The organism is Pseudomonas sp. v388 (assembly GCF_003935425.1).
GTDB lineage: Bacteria > Pseudomonadota > Gammaproteobacteria > Pseudomonadales > Pseudomonadaceae > Aquipseudomonas.
Window position 1 is genome coordinate 202,985 of record NZ_RHQN01000003.1, and the last position, 15,495, is coordinate 218,479.

The window sequence follows — 15,495 nt, forward strand, 5'->3', positions numbered from 1 at the left end:
TGTTATTGCGGTACCGTTGCACGCAATAGCTGGTCGCTCTCTATCCCATGCTGGTGCCCCCAAGCACCAGCAAAACTACAGCGGGTGACGGTACGCAGGCATTGGGTGTGGAAAGAGCATCATGAGACGTCCCTGTTTGAGAGACCAGGTTTTGCCCCCACGAGTAAAACAGCTCGTGCTGCGTCTTCTTGGTTCGGTAGAGGCTGCTGAAACAATCCAGGCCTTGCGCATGGCAGAGCAGCGAGCTGATGGTTTCGTGCTTGGTCTTGAAACTTCAGGAGGTTATAGCGAGGCTGTAATCGAGGACCTCTATCTCGGCTTCGAGAAAGAGGTCGGGGAGCGCCTTGCACTGCTGAAGAAAGATCAGTATCCAGACTGAGGCAGCGTTGGAGCGGTCACTGTGTGAGCCGGAACGCTCTGGCCCTGCCGTTCCTATAGGGTTACAGACTTGAGTTTGGCAAGCAGCTGCGCTGCAGTTGCCCCCCCTGAGGTGAAAGCCGCAGCGTTGCTTGGTACAGGGGATGACCCGTGCACGTGCCCAGCGATCTGGCCATTCATTTGCTGCAGTAAATCCAGCGTGTCGCACAAGATCTGGAAGATGTTGACGCTTTCGGACCCTACCCAGCTTTTGGGTGCCTGGAAGCGCTGGCTCTCCTGGACAAGGCTCTGACGCAGCCCTTCTATGCGCTCTTGCATATCGCCGCCGACCGTTGCGTTGTGCTTCTGCCCGACCACCAGGTTCAGATCTCGGCCAGTCGCCTGGTGGAGGTCGTCGACCGCTGCCAGGCTCGCGGATCCACCTGACAGCAGCTTGAGCGCGCCCAGCGCCTCGATCTTTTTCACGCCTCCTACCGATTCGGTCGAATGGTCGTCCACGGTCCTGGTGTGGCTCTGGAAGCTCTCGGTATTGGCCATCGCTTCCACCTCCCGCTCGATCGCCTGGTCACGGATCTTGCCATCGGTCTGGCGCGTCCAGTTGCCGTCCGCGTCGACGCGCTGTTGCACCGCTTCGCTGTGCTGCCAGATCTGGTCGCCCTTGGGCACCCTCGGCAAAGTCAGCCCGTGGGGCAGGATCGTCTGGATGTAGGGCTTGTGCGGCAAACCATAGGCAAAACAGACCACGACCTGCGTGCCCTCTTCCGGGAATCCGTACATGCCCATCTCCTGGCCACCGTTTGCCAGCGGCAGCGGCACGCCGGTCAGCACAGGCAGATCCGGATCAGCCTCGCCGTCAGAAGTCAGCACTTCGACGTCGACGGCGTAGCGAGGGCGGAAGTCGTCACAGAGACCGGCGCTGGCCGGCGCGTCGGCGACCGCAACCACGCGGGCGAAGCGTGGCAGGTGATATCCGCCGGTGAGTTCGGGAAACTGGCGCTCTACGCTGCGCTTGATTGCGTCGTCCATTTGATAGCCATCTGTGTGCCAGCCAGCGTCACATTGGTGATGCGCTCGCCCTGGTTGATTGATACGCCTGGTCGCAAGCCCGGTAAGGCGGCGATCATCGCGCTCTGGTTTCCCTGGTACCCGTCAAACAGGTTGACCGGAAGCTGCAGCGGCGATCGGGCACCGTAGAAGCTGTCCGCCCATGTGCCGACGTAGATTTCGCCGTCGCCCTGCTGCTGCCAGATGCAGTCCTTTATTCCGAACACGCGCGCAACGCTGTCCAGGGCTTGATAGCCGGCCGCGAGGTTGTAGAAAAACGGCGTTTTGATGCGGGTGTAAGCCTGATCAGGCACCCGGAAGCGCAGCCCCGTCTTGGTGCTGATCTCGGCCAGCACTGAGCGCAGATCTGCATGACGCAGGTTCAGCGGCAACGGATTGGCGAGCACCGCAGCTAATTCTCGACACAGCACTACCTGCTCGATCCCGTTGGTGGCTGTGCACCGCTCCACGTAGCCAATGAAGTGCCGCTGCAGCGCCGCTTCGTTGTAGCCGATATCGAGCGTCACCAACCCTTTCACGGTTGCGCCGGCGCGGATTGTGAACGTCGCTCGGCCTGGGCTTCTAAGATCGAGGCGGACGTCGTCGTTCACCAGCTGGAGCACTTCCCCGCCGATCGTCAGCACCTTGTGCAACTTCATGCTCATGCCGTGCCGCCCAGGTAGGTGTCCACCTTCTTCAGCACGGCTTCAAAGCCGGTGAGTTCTGCAGGCGAACCTGACGTATCTGATCCCCCGCTGCCCGATACCCCGTCTCCCGGGGCGGATTGCGAGGTCACGCTGTTGCTGGCCCGGCGGTTCTCCACCTTTTCCGGATTCGATAACTTTTCGCTCAGGGTGAACTGAATGATCCATTGCGCCAGTGAATCGTCCTCGCGGGCGCTCACACCGTCAGAGAACGTCACTTGGCGAATGCCGAACGCCTTGGCCGTATCATTGACGATGCGATAGGTGCGCAGTTGTCCGCCCGCTTCGGTGGCCTCAGCCAGGCGCATGATGGTGCGCAGATTCTCCAGCCCCTTGTAAGGGACCGTGAGCGCGACGGTCAGTGTTTTGGGCTTGAAACCCTTGTGCGATTTTTCGGTACCGGAGGTTTGGCCGCCCAGCTCGTCCGCCTCGATCCGCAAGTTGGCCGTCAGCTTCATGCGGTTGCCGATGATCTGTTCACCGTTTAGCAATAACGTCATAGGCCCACCAACTCGCGAACGAAACTCAGGCCCTCGGCGGATCCGACCAGAAGCGCGCCGGCACACAGCGGCCACTCATGACCCGGTGACTCGCCACTGAGCAATTCGCGCCGCAGCTGGCCAGCGTCACCTGGCCCAAGCGCACGCGACTGAATCGATACGTCGTCTGCGCTGTTGGTGAATTGGGCTTTCAGGTCGGCCAATTGCTGGTCACGCTCCTGAGCCTGAGCCTTTTTGCGCGCCTGCAGATCTGCAAGGTCAGCCATCGGCGAGCTGTCTGCGGCGTAGCCCTCCAGCACAGCCAGTTGACCTGCCATGGACTGGCTGGCCAGCTTGGTGATCGGGCAACGCTGCAGGGGCAACTGGCCCCATAGCGGCATTTGTCCCGCGCTGGGCATCACCCACTTTTCAACTTCCAGGCGGGCCAGGTGTTCTGCACGCCGTTCGGCTTTGACAAGGTCAGGCATCGGCAGCACCGCGTTGAACCGGCCCAGCGTTGTTGCAAGCTGGTCCAACCGTGTTGCCAGGAACATGACCACCAACGCGCTCTGCTGGCCCTGCGGCCGTACCGCGTCGGTGGTATCGGTCAATTTGTCGGCGAGCAGCTGCAGCAGGTTGGGCGCGGACAGGAAGCGCTGATGGCCACCGCTTCCCTGGCCGATACCGTGCTGGAACGGCGTCACCACAATGCAGGAAGGCACGTTCTCGAATTGCTGGGTAAGCGCGCTGCGCCCTGCGCTGATGGCCGCGCCTGCAACTCCGGCGATCTGGCCAGGGCTGGTCGTGGCGATGTCGGCCAGTTTTGATACGCGCTCACCTGTGCTGGCCATCTCGGTCTGTATGAGGTCGCGAGCAGATCCCATCTGGCTCATCCACTGCGTGGCTTGCTCCGGCCAGCGCAGCCTGACCGGTGCCCAGTCAATTGCCATTGCTGAGCACCTTCTGAATCCAGGCCGGAACGGCAGGCCGGGTAGCCGCGTCGGGGTAGCCTGCAACCTGCGGCCACTCGCGAACCACCTGACGCCAGGTCAACAATTCGCTGAACTGCGTGGCCGTGATGGGCAGCGCGGTGCCCAGATCCCGCGCATCACGGTACTCGGAAACGAGTGGTTCGGAATCTTTGAGGCTGGCCTCAACCCACAGCCTGCCCAGAAGCAGCGGGTCGGCTTCAACGAGAATGTCTTCGGCGTACTCCGATGACTCTCCCCCGGCGTCCAGGTGGTCGAGAACCGCCTGGTACAACGATGGGTTGTAGTCCTGTGTCACATGACACCGGTTACCTTCCAGCGTCACCACGAACGTACCGTCAGTTTTGACGGCGACATCTGAGAACACCCAAGCCACAGGCTGCGGGGTATCTTCAATCAGTGCCAATGCTTGCTCAGTCATGCTGCGAATCTCCACGCAAATCCATAAGTTGTGTCGCCACCAGTGAACTGAATGACTGTCCCGCCAGGAGCCTGACCGCTGCGTCCGGTAATGCCGTTGCCGGCAGCGCCGAAATGCATGAATGAATAGCACCAGGTGCCGCCCGGAGGCAGTTGGATGGATGAAGATCCACCTTGAGCAGAAATGAAGTTGCTCCCCTCTGGGCGATAGAAATTCGCCTCTCCCCACAGCAGTCCTTGGTCCAGCGTGTCGACCTGCAGGCGCAGGCCTGAACCCTTGGTCGACCAACCGAGCCGCAACGTGTTAGCGGCCTGGTTGGCACCCCCGCCCTGCTGGGGAGGCGTGAAGCCCAGGCGGGGCTGCAGATAGTGGACGAGGCCGGTTGAGGTTCGACGGAAGTAAGGAAGGTCCGGGTTGTCGGCAGCAAAACCAGCAGTTTGAATCGCGTCCGCCGCAACTCGTTGGTTCAGCAGCGTGTTGATCTGGCTGGTCGTATAGGCGTCGAGAATCCCGTAACCGGCGATCGAATTGGCCTTGTTGGCCTTGCTGTCCGGATTGAAGCTGTACTCGGTCCAGATCCGGCCGAGATCTACGCCGTCCACCGTCGCTTTGAGTCCGACATCCGACCAGCCGATATAGATCTTGTTGGCTTTCTGGCCAATGCCTCCGCCCTGCTGCAGGGTCGTGTAGCCAATTCGCGGCTGCAGGTAGTAAACGCCTTGGTCCGACAAACGACGAAAATACGGGTAATCAACGCTGTCGGAGGCAAAACCGGCATGGGTAATCGCGTCGGCTATGACACGCCCGCCTACCATATTGTCCACCTGCGTGGCCGTGTACACGTCTCTGATACCGTAGCCGGCCGCCGTTGTAGGATTGCTGCCGCCAGTGACAAGACCTTTACCGTTGACGGCCACTTTCGTGAACGAGCCAGCTACCACACCGCTGTCTGCCAAAGTCAGCTCGATGTCGACATCGTTCCCGCCGTCAAAATTGGCGCTACCTGTCGCCGCGCCCTTGAAACGAAATGCCCGCGCCGTGGACAAGCGAGCGGCTCTGCCAACGACGGTGGTGCCGTCGATGATTGCCGCGATCACTTTGTCCAGCGCAGCACGGACCGCACTGACCATCCTGGTAGTGGCCAGTACGGCGCTGCTGTTGCTGCTCACGTCATCGCTGATCGCATTGGGAATATTCCCGAGGTCGACGTCTTCTTTGGTCGTGGCCCGCGCACGCAGATCCGGATAGTCCCCGACACGCGCCGCCAAGTGTTTGATCAGCTCGCGGTCGATCGCCTCGATCGGACGCAGGTCGACCAGGTTGGTGGTGCCGTTGATGTCGGCCAGCGGCACCAGGTAGTGACGGGCCGATGCGCCATCGATGTAGTCGGCCTTCCCTTCCTGGCCGAACACGACCTTGAAAGATGCGACCACGTCGTTCAACTCGCGCTGCAGCACGACATCCAGCCAGGCCTTGTTTGGAATAGTCGGCACGGTCACCGGCAGCGCTTCGCCTAGCTGCAAGCGCACGCCTTCAACGTACGCGGTGCCGGGGGCGACCTGATAGGCGTCACCGATCTTCTGCAGTTGCAGCGCGCTACCGAAAAAGCAGGCGCGACCGAACATGTCACGGTTGCTCAGGCGCTCGCGCTCGTCGATACCCTTCATTCGCGCGGTGTAGTCGAACTGCCAGGTGCTGGCATCGATCTTGATGTTGGTCAGCTGCTGCGCGCCGTCGAACACCACCAGAAAATTGCGGGTCACGTTGTTCCCGATCTGATCGGGCAGCACGTTCTTGCGCTTTTGCTGGAGCGGCACGTAAGCCACCGACAGCAGCACGTTGTCACTGGTCTCCAGTCCGATCCAGTTCCAGTCGAAGTCACCGATATCGGTGCCCATCAGCAGGCTGTAAACGACCTGGTTCGGGTTGACGTAACCCTGCTGGGTGACGTTTGCGGTGTACATGATCTGCGCCGCCGCGGGCTTCACGCCGGCGCGATCGACCGGGCCGGTCACGTTGAGGCCTGGCACGTTGGCCAGAATGAACCGGGCGACGGTCAGGGGAAGGTTCGCCGCTTGCTTCTGAGCAATCAGCTTTTCGCCGGCGAGGGTAATGCTTGCAGCCATGAGGGCTCCTAAAGGCTGGCGACCAGCGTTTGCTGATCGTCATTGAAGTCAACCAGGGCGACCACCAGCCGCACGGGGGTGATAGTCACAAAGTCATACCGTCTGCAGGTACGGCCGTACTGACGGATCAGCACCCGCAGCAGGTCGGGGTTTTCGGACAATTGCGAGTCGCTCAGCGTGAGCAGGACCACGTCCCAGTCCCGATCGGGCATACGCTCCTGGATCTCGGCATAGCCGACGCCCAGGCGCTCCAGGATCCGTTTCAGCCCTGCAGTGCTGCCGGCGTCCACAGAGTTGATGAAGGCGTACTTGACCCGCAGCCGGAACAGGCTCTCCGGCTCGTTGGCAAAGCGCGTGACGTCCCGCTGCCATGCCCACAGTTCGAGAATGGACAAGTGGCAGGTGTCGGGATCGAACTGCAGGTACGGCCAGCGCAGCCACTCGGTCGCCCGCTCCCACCAGATCTGCGCGGTGGCCACCAGCGTGGTCAGCTCCGGGCCTTCCAGCCAGAACGGCAATTTGAGCTTGATCATTGCAACACCACCGCCAGACTCTGGATCCGAGGGATGGTCAACGCGGACACGATGTCGGCATTGGCGAACCGCAACGAACTGATGTTTGGAAACTGGACGTGCAGCTCTTCTGTTAGCCGACTGAAGCTAAAGCGCGACTGAGGAAACGTCCGCGTAGGGGCATAGTCACTCTGTGTGCTTTCGCGAAACGCAGCCCGAATGAACAGCCCGACTTCGGTCTGCAGCGTCTGCAACTGCAGCGCGGTAAGGTTGGCCACCGGCCAGACGTTAACGCTGATTGCGTGGAAGGTTTCAGGCATGGCCATGGCCAGCAGATCGTCGCCGTGGCCATGGTTGCCGCCGTCGCGGATATGCGTATTGATCTGTTCAAGAAAGGTGTCGGCCGGCACGCCGGCGTCGAACAGCACAAAGGCATTGGCGCTGCCCGGACCACGCGGCGCGCCGTGCTCGAAATACACGCCGTCCGCTGCCACGCCAGGGAAGCCGGTGATGATCGCCCGGTACACCGCATCGGTGTGCCACTGGTTGACCGCCGAGAACTGGTTGCGCACGCGCAGGCGCAGCTGATCGTCATGCTCGGCATCCGCACCGGGTGTCTGCAGCCAATCGGTGGTATTGACCACCTGGACGATGCCAGGCACCGCCTGGGGCAGCACGGCGTAGTAACCAGGCGCGAGGTTATAGCCACTGCCCGCACCCACGGCCTTGACCGGTACGACCAGTTGGCTCTGGCCTTCCTCGAAACTGCGCGGCTCGGTCGTGGCCAGCTGATAAATATGACCGTTGAGGGTTGGTGACTGGATCACCGTGCCGATCGGCACTTCCAGTTCGCCGCCGGTGTTGGCTCGCGTGAACAGCAGTTCACCAGCGGCCACCGTCGCTGACTTGCGCTCGACGTTGACCGCCCAGGCCAGCATATCCAGCCACTGGCCGGTCGCGGTTTTCACAAAGAAGTTTGGCAGCACGGTGCCGCTGACGAACTCCAGCAGCCAAAGCACAGGCTTGGTGACCAGTGCGGTGATGATTCGCCAGAACGGACTGTATGCGCTGGTGTTGCTCAGCGTGCTGCCCTGCTCAACAGCCAGCTTTTCCCACGCCTGCTTCAGCTGCGCCTCGGTGGTCGGTACGCCCGAATCACTCAGCGCCTTTTTGAAATCCACAGTCATAGGGTGATCTCCAGAGGACCGAACTTCACGGTCGTGGCCATCACCAGGTAAACACCAGGGCGGATCTGCTCGATCTGCGCGGTACCGGGCACCAGGCGTTCGTCATCCTCGACCAGCAATTCCATCTGCTGAATGCAGTCTCGCTGACGCAGGCGATCGCGCTCGGCCACCAGCGTGATCAGCAGGCCGCTTTCGCGGATCAGGTGCGCAATGTCCTGAGCGATCGAAGCGCGGTCGTCGACCAGCATCGGCTGACGGGCAGGATCGAGCACCAGGTCGTTGTCCATGATCAGCAGATCCACATACTCGCTCATCAGCCACCCACCGACATGGCCAGCATGTTTTCCATTTCCAGCGGGGTCATGGGCTTGGCATTGTGAATATCGATCTTCTCGACGTGCACTGGAGGCCGGCCGTTCGGGCTTGCGGCGCTCATTTGGTTCTGGAACGTTTGCATCAGTCCTCCTTTCGGGACGGCCTGGGGTTTGGTGGGGCTGATCGAGGTATTCGCCGAGACCGCCTTACGGGCTTCAATGCCCTGCTCTGCCTGGGCTGGGAGCTGAACGGTCTTCTCGACGCGCTCTGGCAGTGCGGTCTTGGCCGGCATGGGCAACAGATCAACAGACGCCGCTGGCATCTTGACCGGGCCGACTTCCTGGATCTGCGGGACTGGAAGCTGCAGCGGCTGGAAGGGCAGAAGGTTGGGTTGCGGGAGGCTCACCGGCGGCCCAGGCAGCACCTCGACGCGCGGAGCCACGATCGGTTGAGCTGCAGCTGTCGGCCCGGGAATGGTGCCGACTGGGGGACTGGTAACGCCGGGCAACTCCGGACCGGGCGTCACCACCGCGCCTGGCACGTCTGGCACCTTGGGTGGTTCCGGCAATTCGCCAAAGGTCGTCTCGATGTTGACGCCGGGAATCTTGTTGGCCATCTCGATCAGGCCGTTGATTGCGCCCTTCACGGTCGCCAGGATGCTGTCCCACGCGGCCTTGGCAATGCCGGACCAGCCGCCCATCGCGCCGAACCAGTTCGAAAGGCTGGCCAACTTGTCGCTGATCCACTGGAACGCGGCGGTGTTCATCAGCGCCGCCGTCCATTGATCCCAGTACACGACCGCTGCCACGACAGCCACGCCCAGGGCGAGGATGCCGGCGACGATCAGCAGCACGGGGTTGGCGAGCATCGCGGCGTTGACCAGCCAGATCGCGCCCTGCCACAGCAACATACCGGTGCGCACCAGAGCCATCCAGGAGTACATCGCGACCAGGCCGACCACGAACGCAGTCACCATGACGGTGTGGTAAAGGAACATGGCGATCGAGCGGAAACCGGTCCAGGTCAGGATCTTCCAAACCGTCACCAGGGCCAGCCAGACCATCTTGCTGACGCCGACCACCAGGGTCATGGCGGACATCGCCGCGACCAGGCCGAACACGGCCAGTACGGTGATGCCCAGCACGCGAGTGATGTTGGGGAATAGCTGCGTCCAGCGGGTCAGCGTTGACGCAATACCGACCAGCCGGTCCATCAGTGGCGTAAGCATCGGAATCAGCGCCTGGCCGAAGGCGATGCGCAACGCCTGCACCGCGGCTGTGAACTGCTGCCACGGGTCGACCATGGCCTTGGCCATCTTCTCGGCGTTCTCCAGGCCGCGCACCTTGCCCAGCTCGCTGATGCCGCTGCGCAGGCGGTCGGTGTCCTTGGCCAGGGCCGCGATCACCTGGGCACCCTCCCCGCCGAAGGCCTCGGTCAGCTTGGTGCCGGCAGCCGCCGTGGTCAGGTCGCCATACTTGCCCTGCAGCTTGTCCAGGATCTGGATCATCGGCAGCGTGTTGCCGGCGGCGTCGGTGAATGACAGGCCGGTTTTCTCTGCAGCAGCTCCGATGTTCTCGAAAAACGCCTTGTAACGCCCGCCGGCGTCGCCGCCCTCCATGGTGCTCGACAGCGTACCGATCACCGCCATCTGCTCGGCCACGCTGATGCCGGCCGTGGTGGCGATCGCTCCGACTTCCTTGAAGGCGTCCTTGAGCTGCGCGCCGTCGGTGCGGAACAGCTTCACCGCCAGGGCGGTCTGCCCCGTCAGCTGCTCGACCCATTCGACCTTGCCCATCTTGTCGGCTTCGGTCTTGAACAGGGTGTACATGGTGCCGAGATAGGCGCTGGTAGTTTCGGCGTCGGCTTTGGTCACCTTGGCCAGCAGGCCGCTTGCGGCGGTGATTGATGCCAGCTGGTCGCCGACCAAGCCCTTGATCGCGCCTTCAATGGTGCGCGACGACGCCACGAACTCGGCGGCGCTGGTCGCGTAAGTCACGGAGAATTCCAGCGCCTTGCTGTTGAGCGCGGTTAGCGCATCTTCAGCAACACCCAGCGCACGTACGTCCCCCAGTGCCCGATTGACTTCCAACGCCGGTTCCAGGGATTCGGTGATGGCCACGCCTGCGCCCACCATCCCGGCCAGGCCCGCGCCCATCTTGACGATGTTCTGCTGGCCCTGGTCGGCAAGGTCGGTAAAGCTGGTTTTCACCTTGCCCAGGGGCGCGCTGACCTTGTCGGTCAGGCTCAGGATGAAAGCCAGGCGGGCGGAACGGTCAGCCATCAGGGTTATCCGTTAAAGGCAACAGAAATGCCGTTGGCCACGGCTATTTCCATGCGTCTCCAGTGTTCGTCTTCCAGCCACTTGGCGGTGCCCATGTTCTCGATCGAGGGCGGCGCGCCGGGTAGCCAGCGTTGGGTCAGGGCCAGCAACTGGCCCAGTCCGTCTTCGGTCAGGCCTTCGGCGTGCGCGATGGCTTTTTTACGATCACTTCCACGTCAGGCGAGTACTCCTCAAGCAGCGCGCCGGCGATGGTCATGGTGCTGACCGGGTTTTCCAGCAGCGGCTTGAGCGCGGCTTTCTCGTCCTGCTTTACAGTGCCCATCAGCAGGTTGTGCGCCGGGGCGACCTTGTTGGCCTGGGTCGTCGAGTTGAAGTACTTGGTGATGTCCTGGGGCGTCAGGCTGAAGGTGAATTCCTGCTCGCCGATTTCCAGGGTGATGTCGCGGTTTACTTCGGTCATGGTGCTTTCCAATAGTGTGTGGTTCAGGGTTGTGCCGGTGTGCTTTGCACGACCTGGCGGATGTAGTCCTGCAGGCCGAGAATCATTTCCCGACTGCGGGCGAGTTCGTCCCGGAGGGTGAAATAAGCCGATCGAGCGTCTGCTGTGAGTTCGGCGGCGTCTGCATCAGCCACGCCGGCGGTGCCGGCGGCGCTGTGTACGGCTGGACAGGTGGCGTGGACGCGCAACCGGTCAAGACCAGCAGCGACAGCGCGCTGCAGGTCGCTGTTCTTGGTAAGCGCACGGTTCAGTTCCTCGGTGCGTTGAAGGTCGATTGAATCGCGGGCGGCGAGCTTTTCTCTGGTGATGCGTGCAGCCTCGCGCAGGGCATCGCGCTCGCTGACGGCGCTGTCGCGTTGCTGGACAACGGTGTCGTACCGGTCAAGCGCCCAGTCGACGGCGAGCCAGATCACCAGGCCAACGAACAGGGCGCGAAACAGCAGCTGCAGCGGGCCGATGGTCATGACAGGCACAGCCTCACTTCAGCGAGGCGGCGGTTATGCAGCCCTTGAATGAAGCGCTTCTTGCCGTTGGCCTGGGTCACCGATGCCCACACAGGCCGGCCATCCGTGCCCCATGCCAACGCCTTGCAGCCTTCGGCAATGCGTCCGGCGTTGATCAGGCCCACGGCCCGACTGGCGCAGGTGCTCGGCGTGCCGACGTTGTGTGCGTGGCTGCTCAGGGCGTCGAAAGTGTTCTGCCCGATCGCCTGGTTGGTCAGGCAATCGGCCAGGGTCAGTTGCCCCTTGGCGATCACCAGGGATTCCACTTCGGCGCAGCGCGCGTCGGACCAATAGTCACCGACGATCACCGGCTGCGGGCTGGTGTAGCGGGTAATGCCCTTGCACACGGTCGGCAATCCCTGGGCGAGTTGGTCGGCATAGACGATGTTCTGCCCCTCGCCTTCCCAGTGGCCCAGGAACGCGGTCAGCGTGCCGCTGCAGAGCACAATGACGCCGGCGGCGATCTTGGCGCGCAGGCTCATGGCTTTACCTTCCAGTCGCGCAGCATCTGCCGGTACTTGGGGGCCAGCAGCACGATCTGCAGCACCATGTAGAGGGCGGTCAGCATGTAGGCCACTGCCGACCAGTCGACGGCACCGGTGGCACCCGTGGCGGCTACACCGATGGCGGGCGATACCTTGGCCACCGCAATCGCGGTGTCCTGAACAACCTGATTCGCGCTCATCGACGAGCCTCTTTCTCGAAAGTGGACTGGCACGGCACGCAACGGGTCATACCGCCCAGCGCCTGGCGCGCTGCCGGGATCTCTGCGTCGCAGTCCTGGCAATGGGTCAGACTTGGCCCGCTCGGGCGCTTGCGGGCGAGTTGGGCCGCAATGGCCTGGTCGCGTTGCCGCTGCTCTAGGGCCTGGGCGCGATCGAACGGGCAAACCATCAGGTCAGACCCTCGATCTCTGCAGCGCTCAGGTATGGCACGCCGTTGATCTTCACGAAGTCTGGCGACGTCACGTCGAACGGGATCTTGTGGGTGTTCTTCGCGCCGCCCTTTGGATCGATGCTCAGCAGGCTGGAGACGCGCAACTTGCAGCCGAATGCCTCGATGCGCAGTTCCTCCTCACCGGCCTTGGCGAAGAACACGATGTCGAACGGCTCCAGCTCGCGGAAGCTGCCCGCCGATTTGGCCTGCTCGACGATCAGGTTGAAGTTGGTGGTATCCACCTCGATCTCGCCGGCCGCCGCTACGTCGCCGTCGACGTGCCCGTTGGGCACGCCTTTTGTCTGGGCGACCGTGCTGTTATCGGTGATGTCCAGGGTCGCCGCCTCGACGTGAACGAGTGAATCGCCCAAGTTCACGTCAAAATTCTTGCCGCCAATCTTTGCAGCCATGACTTACTCCGTTTCGGTGGTCGAGAGATCCAGCGCGATGTTCGCGGTCAGGTCTTTCGGGCAATTGAGGGGGCGCAACTTCAGGTAAGCCTCGACGGCCGTCTTGGTCTTCCAGTTCAGGACGATGTCACCGTCCTTGGGCTGCTCGATCTCGCCCGGGAACACACGGCCAGCAAAGGTGGTGGACTTGGCCATTGCACGCAGCGGAGTCATCAGCTTCGAGACCGTGGTGGCCATGCTGTTGGCTGAACTGTTGAGGCTGCGATTGCCGACGTACTGAATCAACAGGATCCGCACCTGGCGCGCGGCCTTGTCGACCACACGCAGGTTCTCGATCACCTGGAAGTCGCTGCCCGGAGCGTCAAGCATGTTGCCGTCGCCCCAGAACGTGCCCGGGTAGTCCGGATAGCTCTGCGGTACCGAAAGGCGTGCGGCGTCCAGCTGGGAGAGCACGGCTGACGGCAGCGGGATACCGTCCAGATCGACGGGTTCTGCGCCTAGCCCCACGACTGCACCGGTCGCGACCCGCATGGGCGTGTCGGCCACGCTCACGGCGGCGTTCGCCAGGCGGCCGGCCAGCACGCCGAGGTTGTTACCGTGGAGTTGAGGGACCGCCAGAACGCGAGGCGCGGCTAGGCCGTCGACGAGCGCTTTCTGCTCGACCACATACGCATCCCAGCTGAGCTGGGGAGCGATGCCTGCTGTCGCCGCCATCACGAAAATGCGGCGGCCAAGGGTGTTGCCCAGATTGACGGCAGCCGTATGCATGGCGGCCAGCTCAGCCTGTGTCGTGGCAGGCGCGACGATCACGACCGCTTCAAACGAATAGCTGCGGGTCGCGCTTTCCAACGCCTGCTGCCAAGTGATGTCGTTGCCGATCGGGGCCGCGACACACGCCCAGCGATCGCCGCCGTTGAGGCGCGCAGCGGTAATCTGGGTTTTGAGGTCGCTGTCCGGAATGCCCAGCTGGACGTCCAGATCGCTTTGGGTGTCCAGGGGGATGAGCTTCCCGACGTTCTTGGACGCCGGGCCGATGAACAGGAAATAGCGCTCGATCTCGGTCACGGCACCCTGGCCGAGGTTGAGATTGTTGACGCTGACTTTGCCGAGTGCCATGTGATGCCTCGTTAGCGGGGTGAATTGATGATTTGCTGCAGCACCAGGTTCACCAGCTGGCTGGTTTCGCTGTTGCTTGCGCCGAGGAACTGGCGTTTCGGCAGGGTGATGTCCCAGCTCTGCGCGCCGGTTGTCGCGGTTCGTTCGGTGTCCAGGACGCGGATCAACAATCCCGCCCGGGCGTAGTTCAGGTGTTGCTGGATCCAGGCAACGGCCGGACGGGACGCGGCTTTCTTGCCCGGCTGACGGACCTTGAAGCCCAGCTGACGCAGGCGTTTGGCCTGTTTCTCGGTAGCCGCGGTGCCAGGCGGCACCCGGTTCCACTGGCGCATTTGTGCGGCAGTGCGGCGTTCGGATACGCCGTTGTGTTGCTGCGAGGCGATCCAGCGGGTCAGCTGGTTGCGCCACCCCAGCTCGGCCTCGTTGGGGCTCAGGCGGGTGACCTCCAGCAACTTGCCAAGGCCCGCCTCCATCTTCTTCTTGCCCTTGCTGGTGTCCTTGCGCGCCTCAAACTGCGTGCCGTCCAGATTCTCCTGGTTACGGATCCGCTGACGGCTCAGGCTGCGCACGCGCTTGCTGACGTTGTTGAGCAACCGCTTGCGCTTGGGCACGGGCAGCTCCATCAGGGCCAGCAGATCCTGGGCTTCGAGCATGCCGCGAATGTCCAGCTCGAACGTGCTACGCGCCATGGCTGGTCACCTCACCGGATTCCGCGATCCACAGATCGAACGGCACGAACGACCAGGTCTTGCCGTAGGCCTCGATCTCGCCTTCCAGATCCTCGGCCAGGTACTGCGCCTCGATGAACGACAGCTTGATGTCGACGTCAGCCAGGTCGTTGTCGAGCATAACCACATCGAACACCACGGCAGGCAGGCCGTCGCGGTCTTGGTCGTGGGTTTCCAGCCAGCTGCCCACCAGGGCGAACAGACGCGCCGGGTTGTCCGCGAACCGCTCGATGGCAATGGTCGCGCCGTAGTTCATGTCGCCCATGTGCATGCCCTGGGTGTCGGGCTTCCAGATCAATTCCACCTGCACCTGGTCGGTCCAGCTGTCGAGCTGTTCCGGGGCAACCAGGCCGCGTTCGATCAGGTAGGTGGTCAGGGCACGGAGCTTGATCACAGCAGCACCGCCGTAATGCGGCCACGGCCCTGCAGGGCGCGCACTGCCTGCTGGCAGAACTCCAGGAAGACTTCGCCGCGCTCGGGCAGCTCCTTGGCAGTGTTCTCGGCCACGTCGCGGCGGGTCACCGTCGCGAACTGGGTCAACAGGGTGGCTTTCGCCCGGGTGTAGACGGCCCGCTTGTACAGCGCGACCTTGTATGTGCGCTCTGGCAGGACGGTGGTGTCTGCAGACTCAACGCTTGACACTCCAGCGTCCTGCCAGCGCGCTTTGCACTTGGCCAGGTCGGTGTTTACCTCGACCATGGCCGTGGTCAGTTCAGCGACCAGCATGTCCTGCAGGTACTCAGCCGGAAGCCGGTAGCCCTTCTGGAACTCGGACACGGAGAGGTCCGGCCAGAAGCCGTCGTTCTCGATGTTCTGTTCCACCAGGCTGGTGGGCTTACCGCCAAATCCGCTCATGCTGGCCACTCA

22 protein-coding genes are annotated in these 15,495 nt (G+C 62.5%); 1 reads left to right on the plus strand and 21 read right to left on the minus strand.

Annotation, left to right across the window (positions count from 1 at the left end):
* Positions 1 to 175 precede the first annotated feature (175 nt).
* Positions 176 to 379 carry a hypothetical protein gene (locus EGJ27_RS08515; protein WP_256672718.1) on the plus strand — a complete coding sequence of 68 codons (204 nt, stop codon included), beginning with the start codon at positions 176 to 178 and terminating at the stop codon, positions 377 to 379.
* Positions 380 to 432: 53 nt separating this feature from the next.
* Here the strand turns inward: EGJ27_RS08515 and EGJ27_RS08520 are convergent, their stop codons facing one another.
* The 21 genes from EGJ27_RS08520 to EGJ27_RS08615 are packed head-to-tail and all read right to left on the minus strand — an operon-like array spanning position 433 to position 15,483.
* A complete protein-coding gene (locus EGJ27_RS08520; RefSeq protein WP_125830289.1) occupies positions 433 to 1,404 on the minus strand; it encodes a hypothetical protein in 972 nt (323 codons plus the stop codon).
* The gene (locus EGJ27_RS08525) at positions 1,377 to 2,087 is read right to left on the minus strand and encodes a hypothetical protein (protein ID WP_125830290.1); all 711 of its coding nucleotides are present in this window, start codon (positions 2,085 to 2,087) and stop codon (positions 1,377 to 1,379) included. The genes EGJ27_RS08520 and EGJ27_RS08525 overlap by 28 nt, the downstream gene beginning before the upstream one ends.
* Positions 2,084 to 2,626: a DNA-binding protein gene (locus tag EGJ27_RS08530; protein ID WP_125830291.1), complete on the minus strand. Its 543-nt coding sequence runs from the start codon at positions 2,624 to 2,626 to the stop codon at positions 2,084 to 2,086. The genes EGJ27_RS08525 and EGJ27_RS08530 overlap by 4 nt, the downstream gene beginning before the upstream one ends.
* Positions 2,623 to 3,555, minus strand: coding sequence for a hypothetical protein (locus EGJ27_RS08535; RefSeq protein WP_125830292.1), 933 nt, complete (start codon positions 3,553 to 3,555; stop codon positions 2,623 to 2,625). Before EGJ27_RS08535 ends, EGJ27_RS08530 begins: the two co-directional genes overlap by 4 nt.
* Positions 3,545 to 4,015, minus strand: a complete 471-nt coding sequence (locus EGJ27_RS08540) for a hypothetical protein (RefSeq protein WP_125830293.1) — start codon at positions 4,013 to 4,015, stop codon at positions 3,545 to 3,547. Before EGJ27_RS08540 ends, EGJ27_RS08535 begins: the two co-directional genes overlap by 11 nt.
* Positions 4,012 to 6,141 carry a phage tail protein gene (locus EGJ27_RS08545; RefSeq protein WP_125830294.1) on the minus strand — a complete coding sequence of 710 codons (2,130 nt, stop codon included), beginning with the start codon at positions 6,139 to 6,141 and terminating at the stop codon, positions 4,012 to 4,014. Before EGJ27_RS08545 ends, EGJ27_RS08540 begins: the two co-directional genes overlap by 4 nt.
* 8 nt (positions 6,142 to 6,149) lie before the next feature.
* On the minus strand, positions 6,150 to 6,674 hold the full coding sequence (locus tag EGJ27_RS08550) for a phage tail protein (RefSeq protein WP_125830295.1): 525 nt from the start codon (positions 6,672 to 6,674) through the stop codon (positions 6,150 to 6,152).
* Positions 6,671 to 7,840, minus strand: coding sequence for a baseplate J/gp47 family protein (locus tag EGJ27_RS08555; RefSeq protein WP_125830296.1), 1,170 nt, complete (start codon positions 7,838 to 7,840; stop codon positions 6,671 to 6,673). Before EGJ27_RS08555 ends, EGJ27_RS08550 begins: the two co-directional genes overlap by 4 nt.
* A complete protein-coding gene (locus tag EGJ27_RS08560) occupies positions 7,837 to 8,154 on the minus strand; it encodes a DUF2590 family protein (protein WP_125830297.1) in 318 nt (105 codons plus the stop codon). Before EGJ27_RS08560 ends, EGJ27_RS08555 begins: the two co-directional genes overlap by 4 nt.
* Positions 8,154 to 10,436, minus strand: a complete 2,283-nt coding sequence (locus EGJ27_RS08565) for a phage tail tape measure protein (protein ID WP_125830298.1) — start codon at positions 10,434 to 10,436, stop codon at positions 8,154 to 8,156. Before EGJ27_RS08565 ends, EGJ27_RS08560 begins: the two co-directional genes overlap by 1 nt.
* Before the next feature lie 5 nt (positions 10,437 to 10,441).
* Complete coding sequence (locus EGJ27_RS24775) at positions 10,442 to 10,585, minus strand: hypothetical protein (protein ID WP_158619342.1); 144 nt, start codon at positions 10,583 to 10,585, stop codon at positions 10,442 to 10,444.
* A gap of 20 nt (positions 10,586 to 10,605) precedes the next feature.
* On the minus strand, positions 10,606 to 10,896 hold the full coding sequence (locus EGJ27_RS08570; RefSeq protein WP_125830299.1) for a putative phage tail assembly chaperone: 291 nt from the start codon (positions 10,894 to 10,896) through the stop codon (positions 10,606 to 10,608).
* A gap of 23 nt (positions 10,897 to 10,919) precedes the next feature.
* Positions 10,920 to 11,399 carry a lysis system i-spanin subunit Rz gene (locus EGJ27_RS08575; protein ID WP_125830300.1) on the minus strand — a complete coding sequence of 160 codons (480 nt, stop codon included), beginning with the start codon at positions 11,397 to 11,399 and terminating at the stop codon, positions 10,920 to 10,922.
* Entirely contained in the window at positions 11,396 to 11,920 is a 525-nt protein-coding gene (locus EGJ27_RS08580; RefSeq protein WP_125830301.1) for a lysozyme, read from the minus strand. Before EGJ27_RS08580 ends, EGJ27_RS08575 begins: the two co-directional genes overlap by 4 nt.
* Positions 11,917 to 12,123: a hypothetical protein gene (locus EGJ27_RS08585; protein WP_125830302.1), complete on the minus strand. Its 207-nt coding sequence runs from the start codon at positions 12,121 to 12,123 to the stop codon at positions 11,917 to 11,919. Before EGJ27_RS08585 ends, EGJ27_RS08580 begins: the two co-directional genes overlap by 4 nt.
* Positions 12,120 to 12,332, minus strand: coding sequence for a TraR/DksA family transcriptional regulator (locus EGJ27_RS08590; RefSeq protein ID WP_125830303.1), 213 nt, complete (start codon positions 12,330 to 12,332; stop codon positions 12,120 to 12,122). Before EGJ27_RS08590 ends, EGJ27_RS08585 begins: the two co-directional genes overlap by 4 nt.
* The gene (locus EGJ27_RS08595; RefSeq protein WP_125830304.1) at positions 12,332 to 12,784 is read right to left on the minus strand and encodes a DUF2597 family protein; all 453 of its coding nucleotides are present in this window, start codon (positions 12,782 to 12,784) and stop codon (positions 12,332 to 12,334) included. The genes EGJ27_RS08590 and EGJ27_RS08595 overlap by 1 nt, the downstream gene beginning before the upstream one ends.
* Positions 12,785 to 12,787: 3 nt before the next feature.
* Complete coding sequence (locus EGJ27_RS08600; protein WP_125830305.1) at positions 12,788 to 13,900, minus strand: DUF2586 domain-containing protein; 1,113 nt, start codon at positions 13,898 to 13,900, stop codon at positions 12,788 to 12,790.
* An 11-nt stretch (positions 13,901 to 13,911) separates the two neighbouring features.
* Positions 13,912 to 14,589 (minus strand): phage virion morphogenesis protein, encoded by a 678-nt coding sequence (locus EGJ27_RS08605; RefSeq protein ID WP_125830306.1) that lies wholly within the window; start codon positions 14,587 to 14,589, stop codon positions 13,912 to 13,914.
* Positions 14,579 to 15,022, minus strand: a complete 444-nt coding sequence (locus EGJ27_RS08610; RefSeq protein WP_125830307.1) for a phage tail protein — start codon at positions 15,020 to 15,022, stop codon at positions 14,579 to 14,581. Before EGJ27_RS08610 ends, EGJ27_RS08605 begins: the two co-directional genes overlap by 11 nt.
* Positions 15,019 to 15,483, minus strand: coding sequence for a head completion/stabilization protein (locus tag EGJ27_RS08615; protein ID WP_125830308.1), 465 nt, complete (start codon positions 15,481 to 15,483; stop codon positions 15,019 to 15,021). Before EGJ27_RS08615 ends, EGJ27_RS08610 begins: the two co-directional genes overlap by 4 nt.
* Positions 15,484 to 15,495: the final 12 nt, after the last annotated feature.

Coding starts and splice junctions, on each gene's coding strand:
- EGJ27_RS08575 (WP_125830300.1), bottom strand. CDS start 11,399: ATGACCATCGGCCCGCTGCAGCTGCTGTTTCGCGCCCTGTTCGTTGGC.
- EGJ27_RS08520 (WP_125830289.1), bottom strand. CDS start 1,404: ATGGACGACGCAATCAAGCGCAGCGTAGAGCGCCAGTTTCCCGAACTC.
- EGJ27_RS08585 (WP_125830302.1), bottom strand. CDS start 12,123: ATGAGCGCGAATCAGGTTGTTCAGGACACCGCGATTGCGGTGGCCAAG.
- EGJ27_RS08605 (WP_125830306.1), bottom strand. CDS start 14,589: ATGGCGCGTAGCACGTTCGAGCTGGACATTCGCGGCATGCTCGAAGCC.
- EGJ27_RS08570 (WP_125830299.1), bottom strand. CDS start 10,896: ATGACCGAAGTAAACCGCGACATCACCCTGGAAATCGGCGAGCAGGAA.
- EGJ27_RS08525 (WP_125830290.1), bottom strand. CDS start 2,087: ATGAGCATGAAGTTGCACAAGGTGCTGACGATCGGCGGGGAAGTGCTC.
- EGJ27_RS08565 (WP_125830298.1), bottom strand. CDS start 10,436: ATGGCTGACCGTTCCGCCCGCCTGGCTTTCATCCTGAGCCTGACCGAC.
- EGJ27_RS08580 (WP_125830301.1), bottom strand. CDS start 11,920: ATGAGCCTGCGCGCCAAGATCGCCGCCGGCGTCATTGTGCTCTGCAGC.
- EGJ27_RS08530 (WP_125830291.1), bottom strand. CDS start 2,626: ATGACGTTATTGCTAAACGGTGAACAGATCATCGGCAACCGCATGAAG.
- EGJ27_RS08550 (WP_125830295.1), bottom strand. CDS start 6,674: ATGATCAAGCTCAAATTGCCGTTCTGGCTGGAAGGCCCGGAGCTGACC.
- EGJ27_RS08535 (WP_125830292.1), bottom strand. CDS start 3,555: ATGGCAATTGACTGGGCACCGGTCAGGCTGCGCTGGCCGGAGCAAGCC.
- EGJ27_RS08615 (WP_125830308.1), bottom strand. CDS start 15,483: ATGAGCGGATTTGGCGGTAAGCCCACCAGCCTGGTGGAACAGAACATC.
- EGJ27_RS08540 (WP_125830293.1), bottom strand. CDS start 4,015: ATGACTGAGCAAGCATTGGCACTGATTGAAGATACCCCGCAGCCTGTG.
- EGJ27_RS08600 (WP_125830305.1), bottom strand. CDS start 13,900: ATGGCACTCGGCAAAGTCAGCGTCAACAATCTCAACCTCGGCCAGGGT.
- EGJ27_RS08590 (WP_125830303.1), bottom strand. CDS start 12,332: ATGGTTTGCCCGTTCGATCGCGCCCAGGCCCTAGAGCAGCGGCAACGC.
- EGJ27_RS08555 (WP_125830296.1), bottom strand. CDS start 7,840: ATGACTGTGGATTTCAAAAAGGCGCTGAGTGATTCGGGCGTACCGACC.
- EGJ27_RS08560 (WP_125830297.1), bottom strand. CDS start 8,154: ATGAGCGAGTATGTGGATCTGCTGATCATGGACAACGACCTGGTGCTC.
- EGJ27_RS08595 (WP_125830304.1), bottom strand. CDS start 12,784: ATGGCTGCAAAGATTGGCGGCAAGAATTTTGACGTGAACTTGGGCGAT.
- EGJ27_RS08545 (WP_125830294.1), bottom strand. CDS start 6,141: ATGGCTGCAAGCATTACCCTCGCCGGCGAAAAGCTGATTGCTCAGAAG.